Origin of the sequence: uncultured Roseovarius sp. (assembly GCF_947259555.1) — a bacterium.
Taxonomy (GTDB): Bacteria; Pseudomonadota; Alphaproteobacteria; order Rhodobacterales; family Rhodobacteraceae; genus Roseovarius.
In genome coordinates this window covers 1-16,151 of record NZ_CAMYMD010000046.1, presented here as the reverse complement: position 1 = coordinate 16,151, position 16,151 = coordinate 1, and the positions used below count along the sequence as shown (strand labels likewise).

Genomic DNA, 16,151 nt, shown 5'->3' with positions numbered 1-16,151 from the left:
ACCCCGGAGGTCATGCGATATCGAGCAATACGGCGCCGTTACGGCCCGGTGTCATTACCGCGTCATGCGCCGACGCACATGCACTGAGAGGGTAATGTGCGTCGATCTCAGGTTGGAACGTGCCCTTGCGCAAGGCATCATGCAACCGCGCAATGGCGGCCTGACGTGGTGCCTCGGGCAGAATGTAGATCAGCGTGATGTCGATCTTGAGCGCCTTGAACAGGAACGGACCGAAGGGCAATGTCGGCTCCATCTCCTTGCCGGACCCATAGGCGGCAATCGTGCCGTTGGGGGCCATGACCTCGGCCAGAAGCGTGGCGTTCTGGCCAAACTCGACCTCGACGGCCCGCGCGACGCCCTGACCGCCGGTCGCGTCCAGGATTTGCGCGGCCAGATCGGGATCGGCATAGTCGAAGACATGCGCGGCACCAGCGGCGCGGACCCTGTCAAACGCCGATGGAGAGCAGGTTGCGATCACCGTGGCACCTGCCGCCCGCGCCAATTGCACGGCGTTATGTCCGACAGCCCCCGCGCCGCCGGAAATCAGCAGGGTCTGCCCCGCGATCTCGCCGTCGCCAAACACCGTCTGCGCCGCCGTGAGGCCGGGAATCCCGAGCGTGGCCCCGACCTCGAACGAGACGTCATCGGGTAGCGGCACCGCCTGTGTCGCGGGCAGGGCGATATAGTCTGCCGCCGTGCCGAAGGCGCGCTGCCATTGGCCATTCCAGATCCAGACACGCTGACCGATGCGCGCGCGATCGACATCGGTGCCGACGGCCTCGATCACACCCGCCCCGTCTGAATGTGGAATGATTCGCTCGAACGCCGGTTTGGTCACGCCGGGACGGGTGCCGGCCCGGGCCTTGGCATCGGACGGGTTGACGCCGGATAGATGCACCCGCACCAGAACCTCGCCTGCGCCGGGGGCTGGCGTCGGGACATCCTCTTCGTGCAACACGTCGGACGCGGCACCAAATCTGGAATATCCGACAGAGCGCATCCGCTACGGCATCAACGCTTGCTGCGCAGCCGGATTACCACATCGACCGCGGTGATCTCGGCACCATCCGGCGCCTGTGGCAAGCGGGAGATTTCAAGCTCATCGGCGGGCGCGTCGCTCAGCCGGTTGTCATCTTCCCAGTAAAAATGCGGATGATCATGCGTGTTGGTGTCGAAATAGCTCTTGGAGCCATCGACGGTCACCTCCTGCACGAGACCCACGTCACAGAATGCGCGCAGCGTGTTGTAGACGGTTGCGAGCGAGACGCTATCGCCGCTGGTCCGAGCGTCGGCAAAGAGGCTCTCTGCGGTGACATGGCGATGCTGGCCGTCGCCGACCAGCAAGGTCGCAAGGGTCAGGCGCTGACGGGTCGGGCGCAGGCCCGCATCCGAGAGCCATTTGGAAACGTTTGACCGCGCCGGAGCGGTTGATGTTGCGTGCGCTGCCATTCTCTCAATCATCCCATGTTTTGTTGAATATAATAGCGCCATGGGGTGGGTTTCAAATGAAATCCGGGAATTGTCAAAAACTGGCGCGGAGTTGTCGCAGGCTTGCAAGCGCCTTTTGCCGGATGGTAGAGGACATCACAAGATTGCCATTTGACATGAAAGGGCCGCATGAATGGCCGATTACCCAAGCAGCTTTGATCGTGACGATCTCCTTAAATGCGCACGCGGTGAATTGTTTGGGCCCGGCAACGCGCAACTGCCTGAGCCGCCGATGCTCATGATGGACCGGATCACGGAGGTCTCTGGCGACGGCGGGGAACACGGCAAGGGTCATATCGTGGCTGAATTCGACATTCACCCGGATCTTTGGTTCTTCAAATGTCATTTTCCCGGCAATCCGATCATGCCCGGCTGTCTCGGCCTCGACGGTCTGTGGCAGCTGACCGGGTTCAATCTTGGCTGGCGCGGCTGGCAGGGGCGCGGTTATGCGCTCGGTGTCGGCGAGGTCAAGCTCACCGGGATGGTGCGGCCCGATCGCAAGATGCTGACCTATTTCGTGGATTTCACCAAGGCCGTACAGACCCGCCGCCTTACCATGGGGGTGGCCAATGGACGGGTCGAGGCCGATGGCGAGGTGATCTATCAGGTGACCGACATGAAGGTGGCGCTGTCGGAGACCTGAATCCGGCGTCTGCGCGGCGCGAAGGCTTGAGGCCGGGCCATGTTTGCCGCAGGGTGATGTCATGCAGACGACATTCACCCTCTCCACCAGGGGCCAAGGGCTCTATGAGTTGACCGATCAGGTTGCGGCGTGGGTGCATGGTGACGGGCTGCTCACCTTGATGGTGCGCCACACCTCGGCCAGCCTGCTCATTCAGGAGAACGCCGATCCGCAGGTGCGTGACGATCTCGGCGCGTATTTCTGCCGGTTGGTGCCACCGGCAAGCGATCCGTCGATGGCGTATCTGACGCATACCCTCGAAGGCCCCGACGACATGCCGGCCCATATCAAGGCCGCGCTCCTGCCGGTGAGCCTGAGCATACCGGTCGCGGATGGGCGCATGCGGCTTGGAACCTGGCAGGGCATCTATCTCTTCGAGCATCGCGACGCGCCGCATCGCCGCGAGGTCGCGGCACATCTCTCAGGGTAGGGGACGCAATGCGCAAAACGCTATCGCTGGTGATCCTCGCGGCGGCGGTGCCGGGCCTTGCCATGGCAGCCTGTCCCGACGGTGAGGCGCGGTTCCTGCGCTGCGATATCGCGGGGGGCGGCAAGGAGCTGCTGCTCTGTCGCAGTGAAACGCAGGTCACCTATCGGTTTGGCCCGAAAGGCGGCGTGCCGGAGCTGGCTCTCTCCACCACGGTCGGCGAGGGCGCCGAGATCGTCCCTTGGCCGGGCATCGGCCGAACTATCTGGGAGGCGGTGCGCCTGCGCAATGGCAACGTCGTCTACGAGGTTTATGCCGGGTTCGACCGCTTTGACGCCGCTGACCCCGAAAAGCCCGACAGCCGCTTTGGCGGGGTCGTCGTGCTGACCGATGACGCGGGTGAGATCGCGCATCTGAAGTGCCGTGCCGGGGCTGTCGATTACAGCTATTAGGGCTGCCGCGCCCCATGATCTGGTTCGGTGAAATCGCCCCTACCCAAAACCTTGCGGCTGTCCTATAGTGAGTGTGGATAACCGGGCAAAAGACCCATGATCCGAGAGGCAAGGATGAAAAGGGGGACGGCCTATGCGCTGCCCGTTTTGCGGAAATATCGACACGCAGGTCAAGGATTCACGCCCGGCGGAGGAGCATGTCTCGATCCGCAGACGTCGCTTTTGCCCGGCTTGCGGTGGGCGGTTCACGACATATGAGCGGGTACAGTTGCGCGACCTCGTGGTTGTCAAGACGAATGGCCGGCGCGAAGATTTCGATCGAGACAAGCTGGAACGCTCGATCCGCATCGCGCTCCAGAAACGCCCCATCGAGCCCGAGCGCGTGGAGCAGATGATTTCCGGCATCGTGCGCCGGCTGGAGAGCATGGGCGACACGGATATCCCCTCCAAGACCGTGGGCGAGATCGTGATGGAGAGCCTCGCGCGGATCGACACGGTGGCTTATGTGCGCTTTGCCAGTGTTTACAAGAATTTCCAGGAAGCTGACGACTTTGACCGGTTTGTGAGCGAATTGCGCCCCGAAGACGCGGTCGCCACACCCGACCCGGACGCGTGACCGGGGCGGACGCGCGTTATATGAGCCTGGCCCTGTCGGTTGGGCGGCGGGTCATGGGGCAATGCGCGCCCAATCCGGCGGTGGGCTGCGTGATCGTCAAGGATGGCCGTATCGTCGGGCGCGGATGCACGGCGCCGGGCGGTCGTCCGCATGCCGAGACGCAGGCCCTGGCCCAGGCTGGTGAGGCGGCGCAGGGCGCCACCGCCTATGTCACGCTGGAGCCTTGCGCGCATCATGGGCGGACGCCGCCTTGCGCGGACGCGCTCGTCAACGCCGGGATCGTGCGGGTCGTGGCACCCTTCAGGGACAACGACGCGCGGGTTTCGGGGCGTGGCTTTGAGCGGCTCATGGCGGCCGGTGTCGAGGTGACGACCGGGGTCATGGCCGATGAGGCCGGGCGTGATCTGGCGGGGTTTCTCATGCGCAACGAGTTGGGCCGCCCGTCTGTCACGCTCAAGCTAGCGTCGAGCTTTGACGGGCGCATCGCCACCGCCACCGGGCACAGCCAGTGGATCACCGGGCCACAGGCGCGGCGACAGGTCCATGCGATGCGCGCGCGCCACGACGCCGTGATGGTCGGGGCGGGCACGGCGCGGGCCGACGATCCGACCCTGACGGCGCGCGACATGGGCGTGACGCGCCAGCCGGTGCGCGTCGTGGTCTCGCGCCGGCTCGATCTGCCGCTCATGTCAAACCTGGCGCGCACGGCGACCGCCGTGCCTTTGTGGTTGTGCCACGGGCCCGATGTCGACCCGGCTCTTGTCGAGGCGTGGCGGGGTCTGGGCGCATCCCTGTTGCCCTGCGCCGTGACAGCCGGTCAGGTCGATCCGGCCTCATGCTTGCAGGCGCTCGGAGCGCAGGGCATGACGCGGGTGTTTTGCGAGGGCGGCGGTGCGCTCGCCGCGTCGCTGATCTCGGCCGGTGTGGTGGACGAGTTGATCGGCTTTACCGCCGGGCTGGCGATCGGCGCCGAAGGGCTGCCTGGGATCGGGGCGCTCGGCCTTGCCCGGCTCGACGAGGCGGAGCGGTTCAGGCTGATCGAGACATGCCCCGTCGGGGCGGATGTGATGCACCGTTGGGAGCGCATCTGACGCGCGATCCACGGCAATAGGGCAGGGGCGCCCTGTGGTCGGAAAACACTCACCGGACGCCTCGATCTCTTTTTCAGATCGCGGCCTCCGGTGAGGTGAACGGCTTGCGCGTCAGCCCAGTTCCGAGAGCCGCGCCAGAGCTGCGCGCAGCTTGGCCTCTTCCTCTTCGCGCAGGGCAAGGTTCTCGCGGGTTTCCGCAACCACCGCCTCGGGCGCGCTTTCGACGAATTTCGGGTTCTTCAGCCGCCCGCGCAGCCCGCCCAGCTCTTTTTCGAGCTTGGCCAGCGTCTTTTCCAGCCGCGCCTTTTCCTCTCCCACGTCGATGATATCGGCCAGCGGCAGGCCAAAGCTGCCGCCCTCCACCGTCACCGTCACGCAGCCCTTGGGGAAGGCATCCACATCGGTCAGGCTCTCGATCCGCGCCAGCCGTTTGATCATCACCTCGTTGCGCGCCCAGGCCGCACGGCCCGCCTCGTTCAACTCTGTCACCAAAAGCGGCACATGCAGCCCGGCGGGTACATGCATCTGTGCCCGGGCCGAGCGGATTTGCTCAATGAGCGCGATCACCCAGTTCATCTCGCGATCCGCCGCGTTGTCCACCAGATCCACGCCATAGGTGGGCCAATCAGCATGCACCAGCATCTTCTGACGCGCGCCCAGCGTGCCCCACAACTCTTCGGTGACAAAGGGCATGATCGGGTGCAGCAGGATCAGGCATTGGTCGATCACCCAGGCCATGGTCGCCTGCGTCTCTGCCTTGGTGGCGTCGTCGCCATCCATCAGGAGCGGCTTGGAAAACTCCACATACCAGTCGCAGACCGTGCCCCAGACAAAGGCATAGAGCGTATTCGCCGCGTCGTTGAAGCGGAAATTCTCCAGCGCCTCGTCCACCGCGATCCGGGCCTTGGCGGTCTCACCGATGATCCACTTGTTGACCGTGGCGGTCGGGGTGGGGATCGCGCCGCCCGAGCCGGTCGCCTCGTTCATCTCGGCAAAGCGGGCGGCGTTCCACAGCTTGGTGGTGAAATTGCGATAGCCCGCGATCCGCTCCTTGCTGAGCTTCAGATCGCGGCCCATGGCGGCCATCGCCGTCAGGGTAAAGCGCACCGCATCCGCGCCGTAGTCGTCGATCAGATCCAGCGGGTCGAGCACGTTGCCCAATGATTTGGACATCTTCTTGCCGGTCTCGTCGCGCACGAGGGCGTGGACATAGACATGGGAAAACGGCTTTTGCCCCACCACCGCATATTGCATCATCATCATCCGCGCGACCCAGAAAAAGATGATGTCGAACCCGGTGATCAGCACCGAGGTCGGGAAATACTTCTGCAATTCCGGCGTGTCCTCGGGCCAGCCGAGCGTGCCGATCGGCCAGAGCCCGGACGAGAACCATGTGTCGAGCACGTCGGGGTCACGCCAGACCGGGTAGATCAGGTGCGTGGGGTCCTGCGTTGCGGTATACTCGGCCAGCGCCGAGGCCAGCCGGTGCAGGGCCTCGTCGTGGCTCGCGACCTCGACCACCTGCATCGCGGCGAGCGGAACCGGCAGCGCCGCCAGCGTGTCGTGCCAGGCGTCCGACACCGCGGCGAAATCCTCCCCGCATTCCATCAGGTGGCCGGTATGCCCCTCGTTCAATCCGCGCAGCATCTCCACAAGGTCAAGCGCACCGTCGTTCTCGTCATCGCGGAAATCGGGTGAGCCGAGATCGAACCCATACCACACCGGAATCTGATGCCCCCACCACAGCTGCCGCGAGATGCACCACGGCTCGATATTCTCCAGCCAGTGGAAATAGACCTTGCGGTCGGCCTCGGGCAGGATCGTCACCTCGCCCGAGCGCACGGCGTCAAGCGCGGGCTGCACGATCCGGGCGGTGTCGACGAACCACTGATCGGTCAGCATCGGCTCGATCACCACCTTGGAGCGGTCGCCGAACGGCTGCATGATCGGTTTTGAGTCCACCAGCGGGATCAGGGTGACGTCATCCCCGACTTGATCGGGGATCTCTTGATCATGAGATCCTCCGGTCAAGCCGGAGGATGACGATGAGGGGGCGGGCACCATCACCGCGAGACCCTCAGCGGTGATTTCCTCGACAACCTTCTCCCGCGCCGCAAACCGGTCCAGCCCGCGCAGGTGATCGGGCACGAGGTTGAGCGTATCCACCTCCTCGATGGTGAACGTAGCACCTGTCGCGATCTCCTGCGCGCGCGCCGCGGCCTCGGCATAGGGCGCGCCATCGTCGCGCATCTGCGCGCGGGTATCCATCAGCCGGTACATCGGGATACCGCCCCGTTGCGCCACGCCGTAATCGTTGAAATCATGCGCGCCGGTGATCTTGACCGCGCCCGAGCCGAAATTCGGGTCCGGGTAGTCGTCGGTGATGATCGGAATGAGGCGGCGATGCTCTTTCGGCCCTACCGGGATCTCGCACAGCTTTCCGACGATGGGTGCATAGCGCGTGTCCGACGGATGCACCGCCACCGCGCCATCGCCCAGCATCGTCTCGGGCCGCGTCGTGGCGATCGAGATGTAATCGCGCTCTTCCTCGAAGAGCACGGTCCCGTCCTCGTCACGCTCGGTATAGGTATAGGTCTCGCCCCCCGCCAGCGGGTACTTGAAGTGCCACATATGGCCCGGCACCTCGGTATTCTCGACCTCCAGATCTGAAATCGCGGTCTCGAAATGCGGGTCCCAGTTCACCAGCCGCTTGCCGCGATAGATCAGGCCCTTGTCGTACATGTCGACAAAGACCTTGATCACGGCATCGTGGAAATTGCCGTCCTCGCCCTCGGGCGCGGCCGGCGCGCCGGACATGGTGAACGCATTGCGCGACCAGTCACAGGAGGCACCCAGACGCTTCAACTGATTGATGATCGTGCCGCCCGATTGCGTCTTCCAGTCCCAGACCTTCGAGAGAAACTCCTCACGGGTGAAATCGGTGCGCCGCTGCCCTTGCTCGCCCAGTTGCCGCTCCACCACCATCTGCGTGGCAATACCCGCATGATCCTGCCCCGGCTGCCAGAGCGTGTCATGCCCGCGCATCCGGTGCCACCGAATGAGGATATCCTGCAACGTGTTGTTGAACGCATGGCCCATATGAAGGCTGCCCGTCACGTTCGGCGGCGGGATCATGATCGAGAAGGTCTCGGCCCCTGCCTTCGCATTGGCCCCGGCGGCAAAGGCCCCGGCCGTGTCCCAGGCCTCGTAAAGCCGCGCTTCGGCTTCGGCTGCGTTGAATGTCTTGTCCATCGCCATGACTTGTCGGTCCTGCCAGTTATGGGTTTTGCGATGCTCTATCGAATGCGCGGCCAAAGGAAAAGCCAAAGCGCCAGGGAATCTGCGCGCCCGTGTTTCTTCTTGGCAAAAATACTCATATTACGACGCGGGCCTCATGCGCCCCGGTCGAGTTTCGTGGCCAGGTGAATCAGGCTCTCGGACCCCTTCACCCCCTTGGCCTCGCCGATCCGGTCGAGCGTGTCATCAAGCGCCTCGGTGGTCTCGGCCTCGATCGTCACGATCAGATCAAACCGCCCGGAGGTGGTATGCACCCGGCGCACCTGCGGCAGGGACTTGAGCCGCGCCAGCACCGCCGGGCCGGTGCGCGGCTCGATGCTCAGGAGTGCCGTAGCGCGTAATGCGGCGCGCGCGGCCTGCCCGAGCCGCAGTGCATACCCCGCGATCACGCCCGAATTTTCCAGCCGGTCAAGCCGCGCCTGCACCGTGGTGCGCGCAAGGCCAAGACGACGCGCGAGCGTCGCCACCGGCAGGCGGGCATTGTCCTGAAGGAGGGTAATCAGGTTTCGATCTGTGTCGTCGATCTGCATGGTTAATCTGTCACTATGTTATCCAGTCTTGTCATATTATAAGAAGTGACGCGATGAATCGACGGAATTCTGCGGCACACTGGAGAAAACGAGCAGAAAAGAGGTATCCCCGTCATGCGTGACTTTGCCAACATGTCCGACCCGCGCGCGCATCTTCTGCGCCATGCACCCGATGCGCCGGTGCTCTATTTCAGCCCCGACGGGCTTCAGGCCACGGCGCGGGCCTTTCTTGAGGGCTTTCCCGGTCTTGTGACCTATGCGGTCAAGGCCAATCCGGGTGAGGAGGTGCTGGCCAATCTCGCCCGCGCCGGGATCACCGGGTTTGACGTGGCAAGCCCCGCCGAGATGCGTGCCGTGCGCGCCACAGCCCCCGATGCCGCGCTGCATTACAACAACCCGGTGCGCTCCCCCGCCGAGGTCAGGATCGCTGCTGAGATGGGCGTGCGCTCCTTCTCGGTCGATTGCCTGCATGAGTTGGACAAGCTGGCCGGGGCTGTCGCGCCCGATGCCGAGATCAGCGTGCGGCTGGCCCTCCCTGTGGTCGGCGCGGCCTATGATTTCGGAGAGAAATTCGGCGTCGGCCCCGACCGCGCGGCGGAGTTGCTGCGCGCAGTGGTGGCGCGCGGTTTCACCCCGTCGATGACCTTTCACCCCGGCACCCAATGCGCCGACCCGAACGCCTGGGGCAGCTATATCGCCGCCGCTGCCGAGGTGGCGCGCAGCGCGGGCGTGCGGCTGCACCGGCTCAATGTCGGCGGTGGTTTCGCCTCGCACCGCACCGGACACGCGCCGGACCTCGCGGCGATCTTTGCCCATATCGGCAGCCGGATGGCTCAGCACTTCGGCGCGGACGCCCCGACGCTTGTCTGCGAGCCGGGCCGCGCCATGGTCGCCGAGGCGTTCAGCATGGCGGTGCGCGTCAAGGCGCTGCGCGACAGCGGCGCGATCTTTGTCAATGACGGGGTCTATGGGGGCCTCACCGAGATCCGCGATATCGGCGCGCCCGACCGGATCGAGGTGATCGGCCCCGACGGTACCGCCCGGCGCGGCGCCCCTCAGCCGCGCGTCGTCTTTGGCCCGACCTGTGACAGCATCGATCGGCTGCCCGCGCCCTTGCCCCTGCCGGATGATCTGGCCGAGGGCGATCACCTGCTGATCCACGGCATGGGCGCCTACACCCGCAGCCTCAGCACCGGATTCAATGGCTATGGGTTGCGCGATGTGGTGACGGTCGCCTCGCTCTGACGCAGTGTTCACGTTGAATTTCATGGAAATGAAAGAAAATTCTGCGCAGACTGGGTGCGGCTGAGACAGACCTGACCCGGCATTGCGCGCCGGATCGGGGAAGGTGAAAGGGCGTGTCATGTCGTGGCGTGACTGGACCAAGGGTATATTCGAGTGGCTGCACCCCGGTCCGAAAGAGGGGCACCCGGCCTTTGCCCACAGGCGGGGCCCGGTCACCCATGTGCTGATCCTCGACGGGACCATGTCCACCCTCGCGCCGGGCTGTGAGACGAATGCCGGCCTGACCTACAAGCTGCTGCGTGAAATGGCCGGGTCGGACCTGTCGCTCTATTACGAGGCGGGCATACAATGGCGGGATTGGCGGGCCACGGGAGACATCATTCTCGGGCGCGGGATCAACCGGCATATCCGGCGGGCTTATGGCTATCTTGCCAGCCGCTACCGTCCGGGTGACCGGATTTTTCTGATGGGCTATTCGCGTGGGGCCTATGCGGTGCGCTCGCTGGCCGGGGTGATCGACCGGATCGGCCTGCTGCGCGCCGAGGCGGCGACGGAACGCAATGTGCGCCTCGCCTTCCGGCACTATCGCTGCGCGCCCCACGACGCGGCGGCAATGGCCTTTTCAAATGCGTATTGCCATGCGGAGTGTCATGTCGAGATGGTCGGCGTCTGGGATACCGTCAAGGCGCTGGGCCTGCGGATTCCGGTCCTGTGGCGGTTCCGGGTGGATGCGCATGGATTTCATAGCCATCACCTCGGTCGGACGACGCGGCACGGCTTTCACGCATTGGCGCTGGATGAGACGCGCAATGCCTATACACCGGTCCTGTGGGAATGCCGGCCCGAGTATGACGGCCATGTAGAGCAGGTCTGGTTTCGGGGCAGTCATGGCGATGTGGGCGGGCAGTTATGCGGATACAATGTGGCGCGTCCGCTCTCGAACATACCGCTGGTCTGGATGCTGGAATGTGCCGAGGGGTGCGATCTGAAGCTGCCCGAGGGATGGCGCGCGCGGTTTGAGCAGGATGTGAATGCCCCCCCTGTGGGGACATGGCAGGGCTGGAGCAAGATATTGCTGTTGCGCAGCCCTCGGATTGTGGGGCGAGACCGGTCTGAACGCCTGCATGAGAGTGTCGATGGGCAAGTGAGGCGGGGCTGGGGCGGGCCGCGTCTGGCAGGTGTGCTCAAGCAACAGAGTGGGATGTGAGGCCGGGTGCGACCGGGCCTTGATCGGACGTATGATCGACGCACTTGCGCGGAATCGAGGGCGAAGCCCGCCGCGCATTGCCGACGCGCCCCCCGCGGCGGCGATTTGCCTGCAACCTGTTCTTCGATCAGCTATTTTTCGGATCTGGCTGGCATAAAGTGCCCGAGAACTGGTGTCGGATCGCCACCACGCGCGTCGGCAATGCGCGGCTTATCCTAACGGCAGCTCAAGGCCAGAGCGGCCACGCTTTCAACGTTATGATGGGCGCATGATGATGCAGGTGGTGGAGCCGGTGGCGTAGAGCTTGTTATCCTCGACCCCGCGCAATTCGCCGGTGGCGACGCTCGTGGAGCGGCCGTGATGCTGCACCGTGCCGATCGCGCGCACCGCGCGGCCCATGGGCAGGGCACGGGTGATGTTGGTCTTGAACTCCAGTGTCGTGTAAATCTCGCCGCGCGCCAGCTTGGTCATCACCGCGCAGCCCATGCAGCTGTCGAGAATCGCGCCATACCAGCCGCCATGCACGCCGCGCATCGGGTTGAGGGCGGCAAATTCGGGCATGCCCTCGAAGAGGACGCGGCCCGGCTCGGCCTCTACGGGATGAAAGCCCAAGGTTGCGCCAATGGGCGGGCCGGGCAGGGTGCCCGCGATCATGTCGCGCATGAAGTCGAGCCCCGAGCGCGACAGGAGTGCTGTCATATCGGGTAGATCGTCGAGCGATGTGGCGTGATCCGGCATGATGGTCCCCCGTGGCGCGTGCGCGGCCACGCTAGGCCGCGCCGCGCCGGGGGGCAAGCCGTCAGGCCACGTCGCGCAGCGCCACCTTGGGTGTCACGCCCAAGGCATGACAGACATCGCGGGTCAGTTCGGGGCGGTTGAGCGTGTAGAAATGCAGGTCTTCGACGCCACCCTCGATCAGCTTGCTGCACAGTTCCGTGGCGAGCGCCGTGGCCAGCAGATCGTGCCGGTCGTCGCGGATCGCCTTGTCGAACGCACTGTCGAGCCATGCGGGCACCTGCGTGCCGCAGGAGGTGGCGAATTTGCGCGCGCCGGTCCAGTTTTCGATCGGCAGGATGCCGGGGATGATCGGGGCGTCTATGCCCGCTGCCGCGCAGGCATCGCGGAACCGGAAGAAGGTGTCGGCCTCGAAGAAGAACTGCGTGATCGCCTCGGTGGCGCCGGCGTCGATCTTGCGCTTGAGCCAGTCGATATCGGCGCGGCTGTCGGCGGCCTCGGGGTGCTTTTCCGGGTAGGCACCGACGCGGATGCTGAATTTGCCGGTGTCGGCCAGCGCCGAGATCAGCTCGCAGCTATCGGCGAACCCGTCCGGGTGCGGCGTGAACCCGTTCGAGCCCTTGGGCGGGTCGCCGCGCAGGGCCACAAGCTCGGAGACGCCCGCGTCGGCGAATTGGCCTGCGATCTCGAGCGTTTCGGCGCGGCTGGCATCGACGCAAGTCAGGTGGGCGGCGACATTGAGGCCGGTGGCCCTGTGCAGCGTGCCCACGGCCTCGCGGGTCAATTCGCGTGTCGTGCCGCCCGCGCCGTAGGTGACCGATACGAAGCGCGGGTCAAGCGGCGAAAGGGTGTGGATCGTGTCCCAGAGGCGAAAGGACGCCTCCAGCGATTTGGGCGGGAAAAATTCGAAAGAGATGCGCGGGGTTTTCATCTGTGTCATCCTGATTGGCACGTTACCATGTACCCCCTTGTTGCAGGCGCAGCATTGTGAGACAACTTCATTAAATTCATGGTTTGAATGAGGTTCGCTAATAATGCACATCGAATTCCGCCACCTCAGGACGATCCGGGCCATTCATCAGGCCGGCGGTTTGGCGCGTGCGGCCGATCTGCTGCACATCACTCAATCCGCGCTCAGTCACCAGATCAAGGGGTTGGAGGATCAGGCCGGTGTCGAGCTATTCGTAAGACGATCCAAGCCCTTGCGCCTCTCGTCCGCAGGTCAGCGCCTGCTCAGGCTGGCCGAAAAGATCCTGCCCGAGATCGAGGCGCTGGAGCATGAGTTCGAAGGGCTGCGCGAGGGCAGTGCCGGGCGGTTGCACATCGCAATCGAATGCCATGCCTGTTTTGAGTGGCTCTTTCCTGTGCTCGAGCGGTTTCGCAAGACATGGGGCGAGGTGGATGTCGATATCCGGCCCGGCCTTGCGTTTGATGCGCTGCCCGCACTTCAGAAAGAAGAGGTCGATCTTGTCGTGTCATCTGATCCCGAGGATCTGCCCGGCGTGACGTTCAAGCCGCTTTTCGATTACGAGCCGGTGTTCGTGGCGTCGAGCCTGCATCCGCTGGCGCAGAAGAGTTATGTTGAGGCTGGTGATTTTCGCGACGAGGTGCTGATCACCTACCCGGTGGACCGCTCGCGGCTCGATGTCTTCACCGAGTTGCTGACGCCAGCCAAGGTCGAGCCGCGCAGCATCCGACAAGTTGAACTGACGGCGGTTATCCTGCTGCTTGTCGCCTCCAATCGCGGGGTTTCGGTGCTGCCGGATTGGGTGGTGCGCGAGGTCAAGACCAGCACGGATTACGTGACACGGCCGTTGACGAAAGAGGGCAAGACCAAGCGTCTTTACGCCGCGATCCGGCAAGAGGATGCCGACAAGCCCTATATGTCGCATCTCATTCGTCTGGCACGGGAGATCCCCGTGCGGTTGCAGCGCGGCGAAATGGAGCAGGCGGTCTCCTAGACCGGCTCTGCCTCAAGCCAGACCCCGCCATCGGGCCGCAGGGTGAGGATCATAACAGGTTCTGGATCTCGGCCCGGCACCGGGGTGAAGCGAAAGCGCGACAGCAGCGTGGCGAGCACGATCACAGCCTCCTGTAGCGCAAAGCTTGCGCCGATGCAGATGCGCGGCCCGTCGCCGAACGGCAGATAGGCGTAACGTTCAATGCTTTTGCGGTCGGCAAATCGGTCAGGGTCGAACCTGTCCGGCTCTGGCCACAAGAGGTGGTTGCGATGCAGCGCGTAGATCGGGATGATCACGGTGTCGCCCGCGCGCACCTCGCGGCCGCAAAGGGTGTCGGCGGCCTGAGCCGTGCGCGAGATCAGCCCGGCGGGGGGATAGAGGCGCAGCGCCTCGTCGATGATCTGGCGGATGAAGGGCAGATTGGCCACGTCCGCGCCGGTCGCCGCGCGCCCCTGCAGAACCTCTTGCGCCTCGGCACGCGCGCGGTCCTGCACCGCTTGATCATAGGCGCAGAGGTAGAGCGACCAGCCGAGAGTGAGCGCCGTTGTCTCATGTCCTGCGACGATGAAGGTCAGCAGATTGTCGCGCAGTTCCGGCGTGCTCATCCGGCGCTTGGTCTCAGGGTCCTCTCCGTCGAGCAGCAGGTCGAGCAGATCGGGCACCTCGCGCGGCCCACGTTCGCGCCGGGCCTCGACCGCCTCGTCGGCGATGCGCTTCATCTCGGCGACCGAGCCGCCCGACATCACCCGCCCCGGGCGCGGCACCCAGTCGGGAAAGCCGAGGATGTCGAAAAGCGAGATCTTGCCCGCCTCGGCGATATAGGCGTCGATGCCGCGATGCACCCCGTCGAGATCGAACATGCCGTCGCCCGAAAAGGTCACGTCGGCAATGACGTCAAACGTGGTGCGCACCATTTCGGCCGCCATGTCCACGGCGCGCGGGCCGACCTCGGTGATGCGCGTGGTGCTGCGCTCGGCGGCGTGGCTCATGATCGGGGAGAGGTTCATCACGTTGCGATGCGAAAAGACAGGCGCCGCCGTGCGCCGCTGCCAGCGCCAATGTGCGCCCTCCGCGATGAACAGCGATTCGCCTATGGCCGGGCGCAGCAGGTTCTTGGTGACCACCGATTTCGGGTAGTTGTCGAGATTTTCCAGCAGCATGCGTTTGATGGCGTCAGGGTCCATGACCATGTGCCAGCGTTTGCCCGTGCGCCCCGACACCATTGGCTGGCGGGTCGCTATCTCGGGTATGATGGAGAGCACGTTGCGCCGCGCCGCGCGCAGGCTTCCCATCACGCCAATGGGTTGGGTCACGAGCGGAACGTGGACCGGCGGTTGTGTCTGATCCGGTTGGAGAGACTGAGACATCGGGCACCTCTTGTCGGTGCAGTATTACATAGGGCGTTGCGGCGCCGGGGGCAAATGATTGCGCCCTGCGAGCCGCTGAGATACTCCTCCGCGAATTGCCACCTCAGGGAAAGAATCCAATGATCCGTCTCTTCGCGCTTTGTGGGCTTGCTATACTGGCCGCCTGCACCAATCCGAACGATCTGGACGAGGCGCCTGTCTATCTGGGAAATTTTCATCTTGGACATAACGTGGTCGTCGCTCCGAACCTGACCAAGGGTCCGGCGTCTCGCGAGGCGAGCAAGGACGAGTGGATCGCGGCGATGACCGAGGCGATGACCGATCGGTTCAGCCGGTATAACGGAACGCAGCTCTATCATCTCGGCGTCAGTATCGAGGGATATGTTCTGGCGGTGCCGGGCGTGCCCGTGGTGGCCTCGCCGAAATCGGCGCTCATTCTCAATGTCACCGCGTGGGATGACGCGGCGGGCGCCAAGCTGAATGACAAACCGCATTTGGTGACGGTGCTCGAATCGTTTTCCGGCAGCACGTTTCTTGGCTCGGGGCTGACCCAGAGCAAGGAAAAGCAGATCGAGAACCTCAGCCGCAACGCGGCCAAGCAGATCCAGAACTGGCTCGAACAGCAGAACGACAAGCTGGGCTGGTTCGAGGATGACGGGGTGCCCGCCAATGAAAAAGACCCCTCCGAGCTGACGCGCCCGGCGGCGGCCGAGACCGAGGCGGCCGAGGCAAGTGAGGCGCCGGACCCTGCGGCGCGTGCGGTGCAGGAGACGACCGTGATCGAGGAGCCGCCCGTGGCGCCTGTCCCGGCAGAGTGACCGGGCGCGCGATGTAAGGCTTGATTTTCCGCCGCGAACTGAATAAACGGCGCGCGAAGTAACAATCGGGCCTTTGGTGGCCCCCCAACTGACAAGGCGCCCAAGGATATGGCAAAGGAAAAGTTTGACCGTTCGAAACCGCATGTGAACATCGGCACGGTTGGTCACGTTGACCACGGCAAGACGACGCTGACGGCGGCGATCACGAAGTATTTTGGTGATTTCCGGGCCTATG

General features: G+C 64.3%; 17 protein-coding genes. 10 read left to right on the top strand and 7 right to left on the bottom strand.

Annotated elements, in window-relative coordinates; all coding sequences use genetic code 11:
- Positions 1–10: 10 nt before the first annotated feature.
- Positions 11–1,000, bottom strand: coding sequence for an NADPH:quinone reductase (locus tag Q0X85_RS07830; RefSeq protein ID WP_297771130.1), 990 nt, complete (start codon positions 998–1,000; stop codon positions 11–13).
- An 11-nt stretch (positions 1,001–1,011) separates the two neighbouring features.
- The gene (gene irrA, locus Q0X85_RS07825; RefSeq protein ID WP_297771128.1) at positions 1,012–1,449 is read right to left on the bottom strand and encodes an iron response transcriptional regulator IrrA; all 438 of its coding nucleotides are present in this window, start codon (positions 1,447–1,449) and stop codon (positions 1,012–1,014) included.
- 172 nt (positions 1,450–1,621) lie between these two features.
- On the opposite strand from irrA, the gene fabA reads away from it, so the two are divergent.
- From fabA to ribD, 5 genes are all read left to right on the top strand, one after another.
- Positions 1,622–2,131 (top strand): bifunctional 3-hydroxydecanoyl-ACP dehydratase/trans-2-decenoyl-ACP isomerase, encoded by a 510-nt coding sequence (gene fabA, locus Q0X85_RS07820; RefSeq protein ID WP_297771126.1) that lies wholly within the window; start codon positions 1,622–1,624, stop codon positions 2,129–2,131.
- 61 nt (positions 2,132–2,192) lie between these two features.
- Positions 2,193–2,600, top strand: coding sequence for a secondary thiamine-phosphate synthase enzyme YjbQ (locus tag Q0X85_RS07815; protein ID WP_297771124.1), 408 nt, complete (start codon positions 2,193–2,195; stop codon positions 2,598–2,600).
- A gap of 8 nt (positions 2,601–2,608) precedes the next feature.
- On the top strand, positions 2,609–3,049 hold the full coding sequence (locus Q0X85_RS07810) for a hypothetical protein (RefSeq protein ID WP_297771122.1): 441 nt from the start codon (positions 2,609–2,611) through the stop codon (positions 3,047–3,049).
- 133 nt (positions 3,050–3,182) lie between these two features.
- A complete protein-coding gene (gene nrdR, locus Q0X85_RS07805; RefSeq protein ID WP_297771121.1) occupies positions 3,183–3,665 on the top strand; it encodes a transcriptional regulator NrdR in 483 nt (160 codons plus the stop codon).
- Between the two features lie 20 nt (positions 3,666–3,685).
- Positions 3,686–4,756, top strand: a complete 1,071-nt coding sequence (ribD, locus tag Q0X85_RS07800; RefSeq protein ID WP_297771119.1) for a bifunctional diaminohydroxyphosphoribosylaminopyrimidine deaminase/5-amino-6-(5-phosphoribosylamino)uracil reductase RibD — start codon at positions 3,686–3,688, stop codon at positions 4,754–4,756.
- A 111-nt stretch (positions 4,757–4,867) separates the two neighbouring features.
- Here ribD and Q0X85_RS07795 read toward each other — a convergent pair whose 3' ends face one another.
- On the bottom strand, positions 4,868–8,014 hold the full coding sequence (locus Q0X85_RS07795; protein WP_297771117.1) for a valine--tRNA ligase: 3,147 nt from the start codon (positions 8,012–8,014) through the stop codon (positions 4,868–4,870).
- Positions 8,015–8,148: 134 nt separating this feature from the next.
- Positions 8,149–8,583 carry an Lrp/AsnC family transcriptional regulator gene (locus Q0X85_RS07790; protein WP_297771115.1) on the bottom strand — a complete coding sequence of 145 codons (435 nt, stop codon included), beginning with the start codon at positions 8,581–8,583 and terminating at the stop codon, positions 8,149–8,151.
- A gap of 114 nt (positions 8,584–8,697) precedes the next feature.
- Between Q0X85_RS07790 and Q0X85_RS07785 the strand changes: the two genes are divergently transcribed.
- On the top strand, positions 8,698–9,828 hold the full coding sequence (locus Q0X85_RS07785; RefSeq protein WP_297771113.1) for a type III PLP-dependent enzyme: 1,131 nt from the start codon (positions 8,698–8,700) through the stop codon (positions 9,826–9,828).
- 118 nt (positions 9,829–9,946) lie between these two features.
- Positions 9,947–11,035, top strand: coding sequence for a DUF2235 domain-containing protein (locus Q0X85_RS07780; RefSeq protein ID WP_297771111.1), 1,089 nt, complete (start codon positions 9,947–9,949; stop codon positions 11,033–11,035).
- A gap of 255 nt (positions 11,036–11,290) precedes the next feature.
- Here Q0X85_RS07780 and Q0X85_RS07775 read toward each other — a convergent pair whose 3' ends face one another.
- Together Q0X85_RS07775 and metF are read right to left on the bottom strand one after the other, a co-directional pair.
- Complete coding sequence (locus Q0X85_RS07775; protein WP_297771109.1) at positions 11,291–11,773, bottom strand: PaaI family thioesterase; 483 nt, start codon at positions 11,771–11,773, stop codon at positions 11,291–11,293.
- A gap of 61 nt (positions 11,774–11,834) precedes the next feature.
- Positions 11,835–12,701: a methylenetetrahydrofolate reductase [NAD(P)H] gene (metF, locus tag Q0X85_RS07770; RefSeq protein WP_297771107.1), complete on the bottom strand. Its 867-nt coding sequence runs from the start codon at positions 12,699–12,701 to the stop codon at positions 11,835–11,837.
- Positions 12,702–12,804: 103 nt separating this feature from the next.
- On the opposite strand from metF, the gene Q0X85_RS07765 reads away from it, so the two are divergent.
- The gene (locus Q0X85_RS07765; RefSeq protein ID WP_297771105.1) at positions 12,805–13,731 is read left to right on the top strand and encodes a LysR family transcriptional regulator; all 927 of its coding nucleotides are present in this window, start codon (positions 12,805–12,807) and stop codon (positions 13,729–13,731) included.
- Here the strand turns inward: Q0X85_RS07765 and Q0X85_RS07760 are convergent.
- A complete protein-coding gene (locus Q0X85_RS07760; protein ID WP_297771103.1) occupies positions 13,728–15,098 on the bottom strand; it encodes a cytochrome P450 in 1,371 nt (456 codons plus the stop codon). The two genes, Q0X85_RS07765 and Q0X85_RS07760, sit on opposite strands and share 4 nt — an antisense overlap.
- A gap of 119 nt (positions 15,099–15,217) precedes the next feature.
- On the opposite strand from Q0X85_RS07760, the gene Q0X85_RS07755 reads away from it, so the two are divergent.
- Together Q0X85_RS07755 and Q0X85_RS07750 are read left to right on the top strand one after the other, a co-directional pair.
- Positions 15,218–15,916, top strand: a complete 699-nt coding sequence (locus Q0X85_RS07755) for a hypothetical protein (protein WP_297771101.1) — start codon at positions 15,218–15,220, stop codon at positions 15,914–15,916.
- Between the two features lie 108 nt (positions 15,917–16,024).
- Positions 16,025–16,151, top strand: a 127-nt coding sequence (locus Q0X85_RS07750) for a GTP-binding protein (RefSeq protein ID WP_297771155.1), incomplete at its 3' end; no start/stop codon positions are given.

Coding starts and splice junctions, on each gene's coding strand:
- Q0X85_RS07830 (WP_297771130.1), bottom strand. CDS start 1,000: ATGCGCTCTGTCGGATATTCCAGATTTGGTGCCGCGTCCGACGTGTTG.
- irrA (WP_297771128.1), bottom strand. CDS start 1,449: ATGGCAGCGCACGCAACATCAACCGCTCCGGCGCGGTCAAACGTTTCC.
- fabA (WP_297771126.1), top strand. CDS start 1,622: ATGGCCGATTACCCAAGCAGCTTTGATCGTGACGATCTCCTTAAATGC.
- Q0X85_RS07815 (WP_297771124.1), top strand. CDS start 2,193: ATGCAGACGACATTCACCCTCTCCACCAGGGGCCAAGGGCTCTATGAG.
- Q0X85_RS07810 (WP_297771122.1), top strand. CDS start 2,609: ATGCGCAAAACGCTATCGCTGGTGATCCTCGCGGCGGCGGTGCCGGGC.
- nrdR (WP_297771121.1), top strand. CDS start 3,183: ATGCGCTGCCCGTTTTGCGGAAATATCGACACGCAGGTCAAGGATTCA.
- ribD (WP_297771119.1), top strand. CDS start 3,686: ATGAGCCTGGCCCTGTCGGTTGGGCGGCGGGTCATGGGGCAATGCGCG.
- Q0X85_RS07795 (WP_297771117.1), bottom strand. CDS start 8,014: ATGGCGATGGACAAGACATTCAACGCAGCCGAAGCCGAAGCGCGGCTT.
- Q0X85_RS07790 (WP_297771115.1), bottom strand. CDS start 8,583: ATGCAGATCGACGACACAGATCGAAACCTGATTACCCTCCTTCAGGAC.
- Q0X85_RS07785 (WP_297771113.1), top strand. CDS start 8,698: ATGCGTGACTTTGCCAACATGTCCGACCCGCGCGCGCATCTTCTGCGC.
- Q0X85_RS07780 (WP_297771111.1), top strand. CDS start 9,947: ATGTCGTGGCGTGACTGGACCAAGGGTATATTCGAGTGGCTGCACCCC.
- Q0X85_RS07775 (WP_297771109.1), bottom strand. CDS start 11,773: ATGCCGGATCACGCCACATCGCTCGACGATCTACCCGATATGACAGCA.
- metF (WP_297771107.1), bottom strand. CDS start 12,701: ATGAAAACCCCGCGCATCTCTTTCGAATTTTTCCCGCCCAAATCGCTG.
- Q0X85_RS07765 (WP_297771105.1), top strand. CDS start 12,805: ATGCACATCGAATTCCGCCACCTCAGGACGATCCGGGCCATTCATCAG.
- Q0X85_RS07760 (WP_297771103.1), bottom strand. CDS start 15,098: ATGTCTCAGTCTCTCCAACCGGATCAGACACAACCGCCGGTCCACGTT.
- Q0X85_RS07755 (WP_297771101.1), top strand. CDS start 15,218: ATGATCCGTCTCTTCGCGCTTTGTGGGCTTGCTATACTGGCCGCCTGC.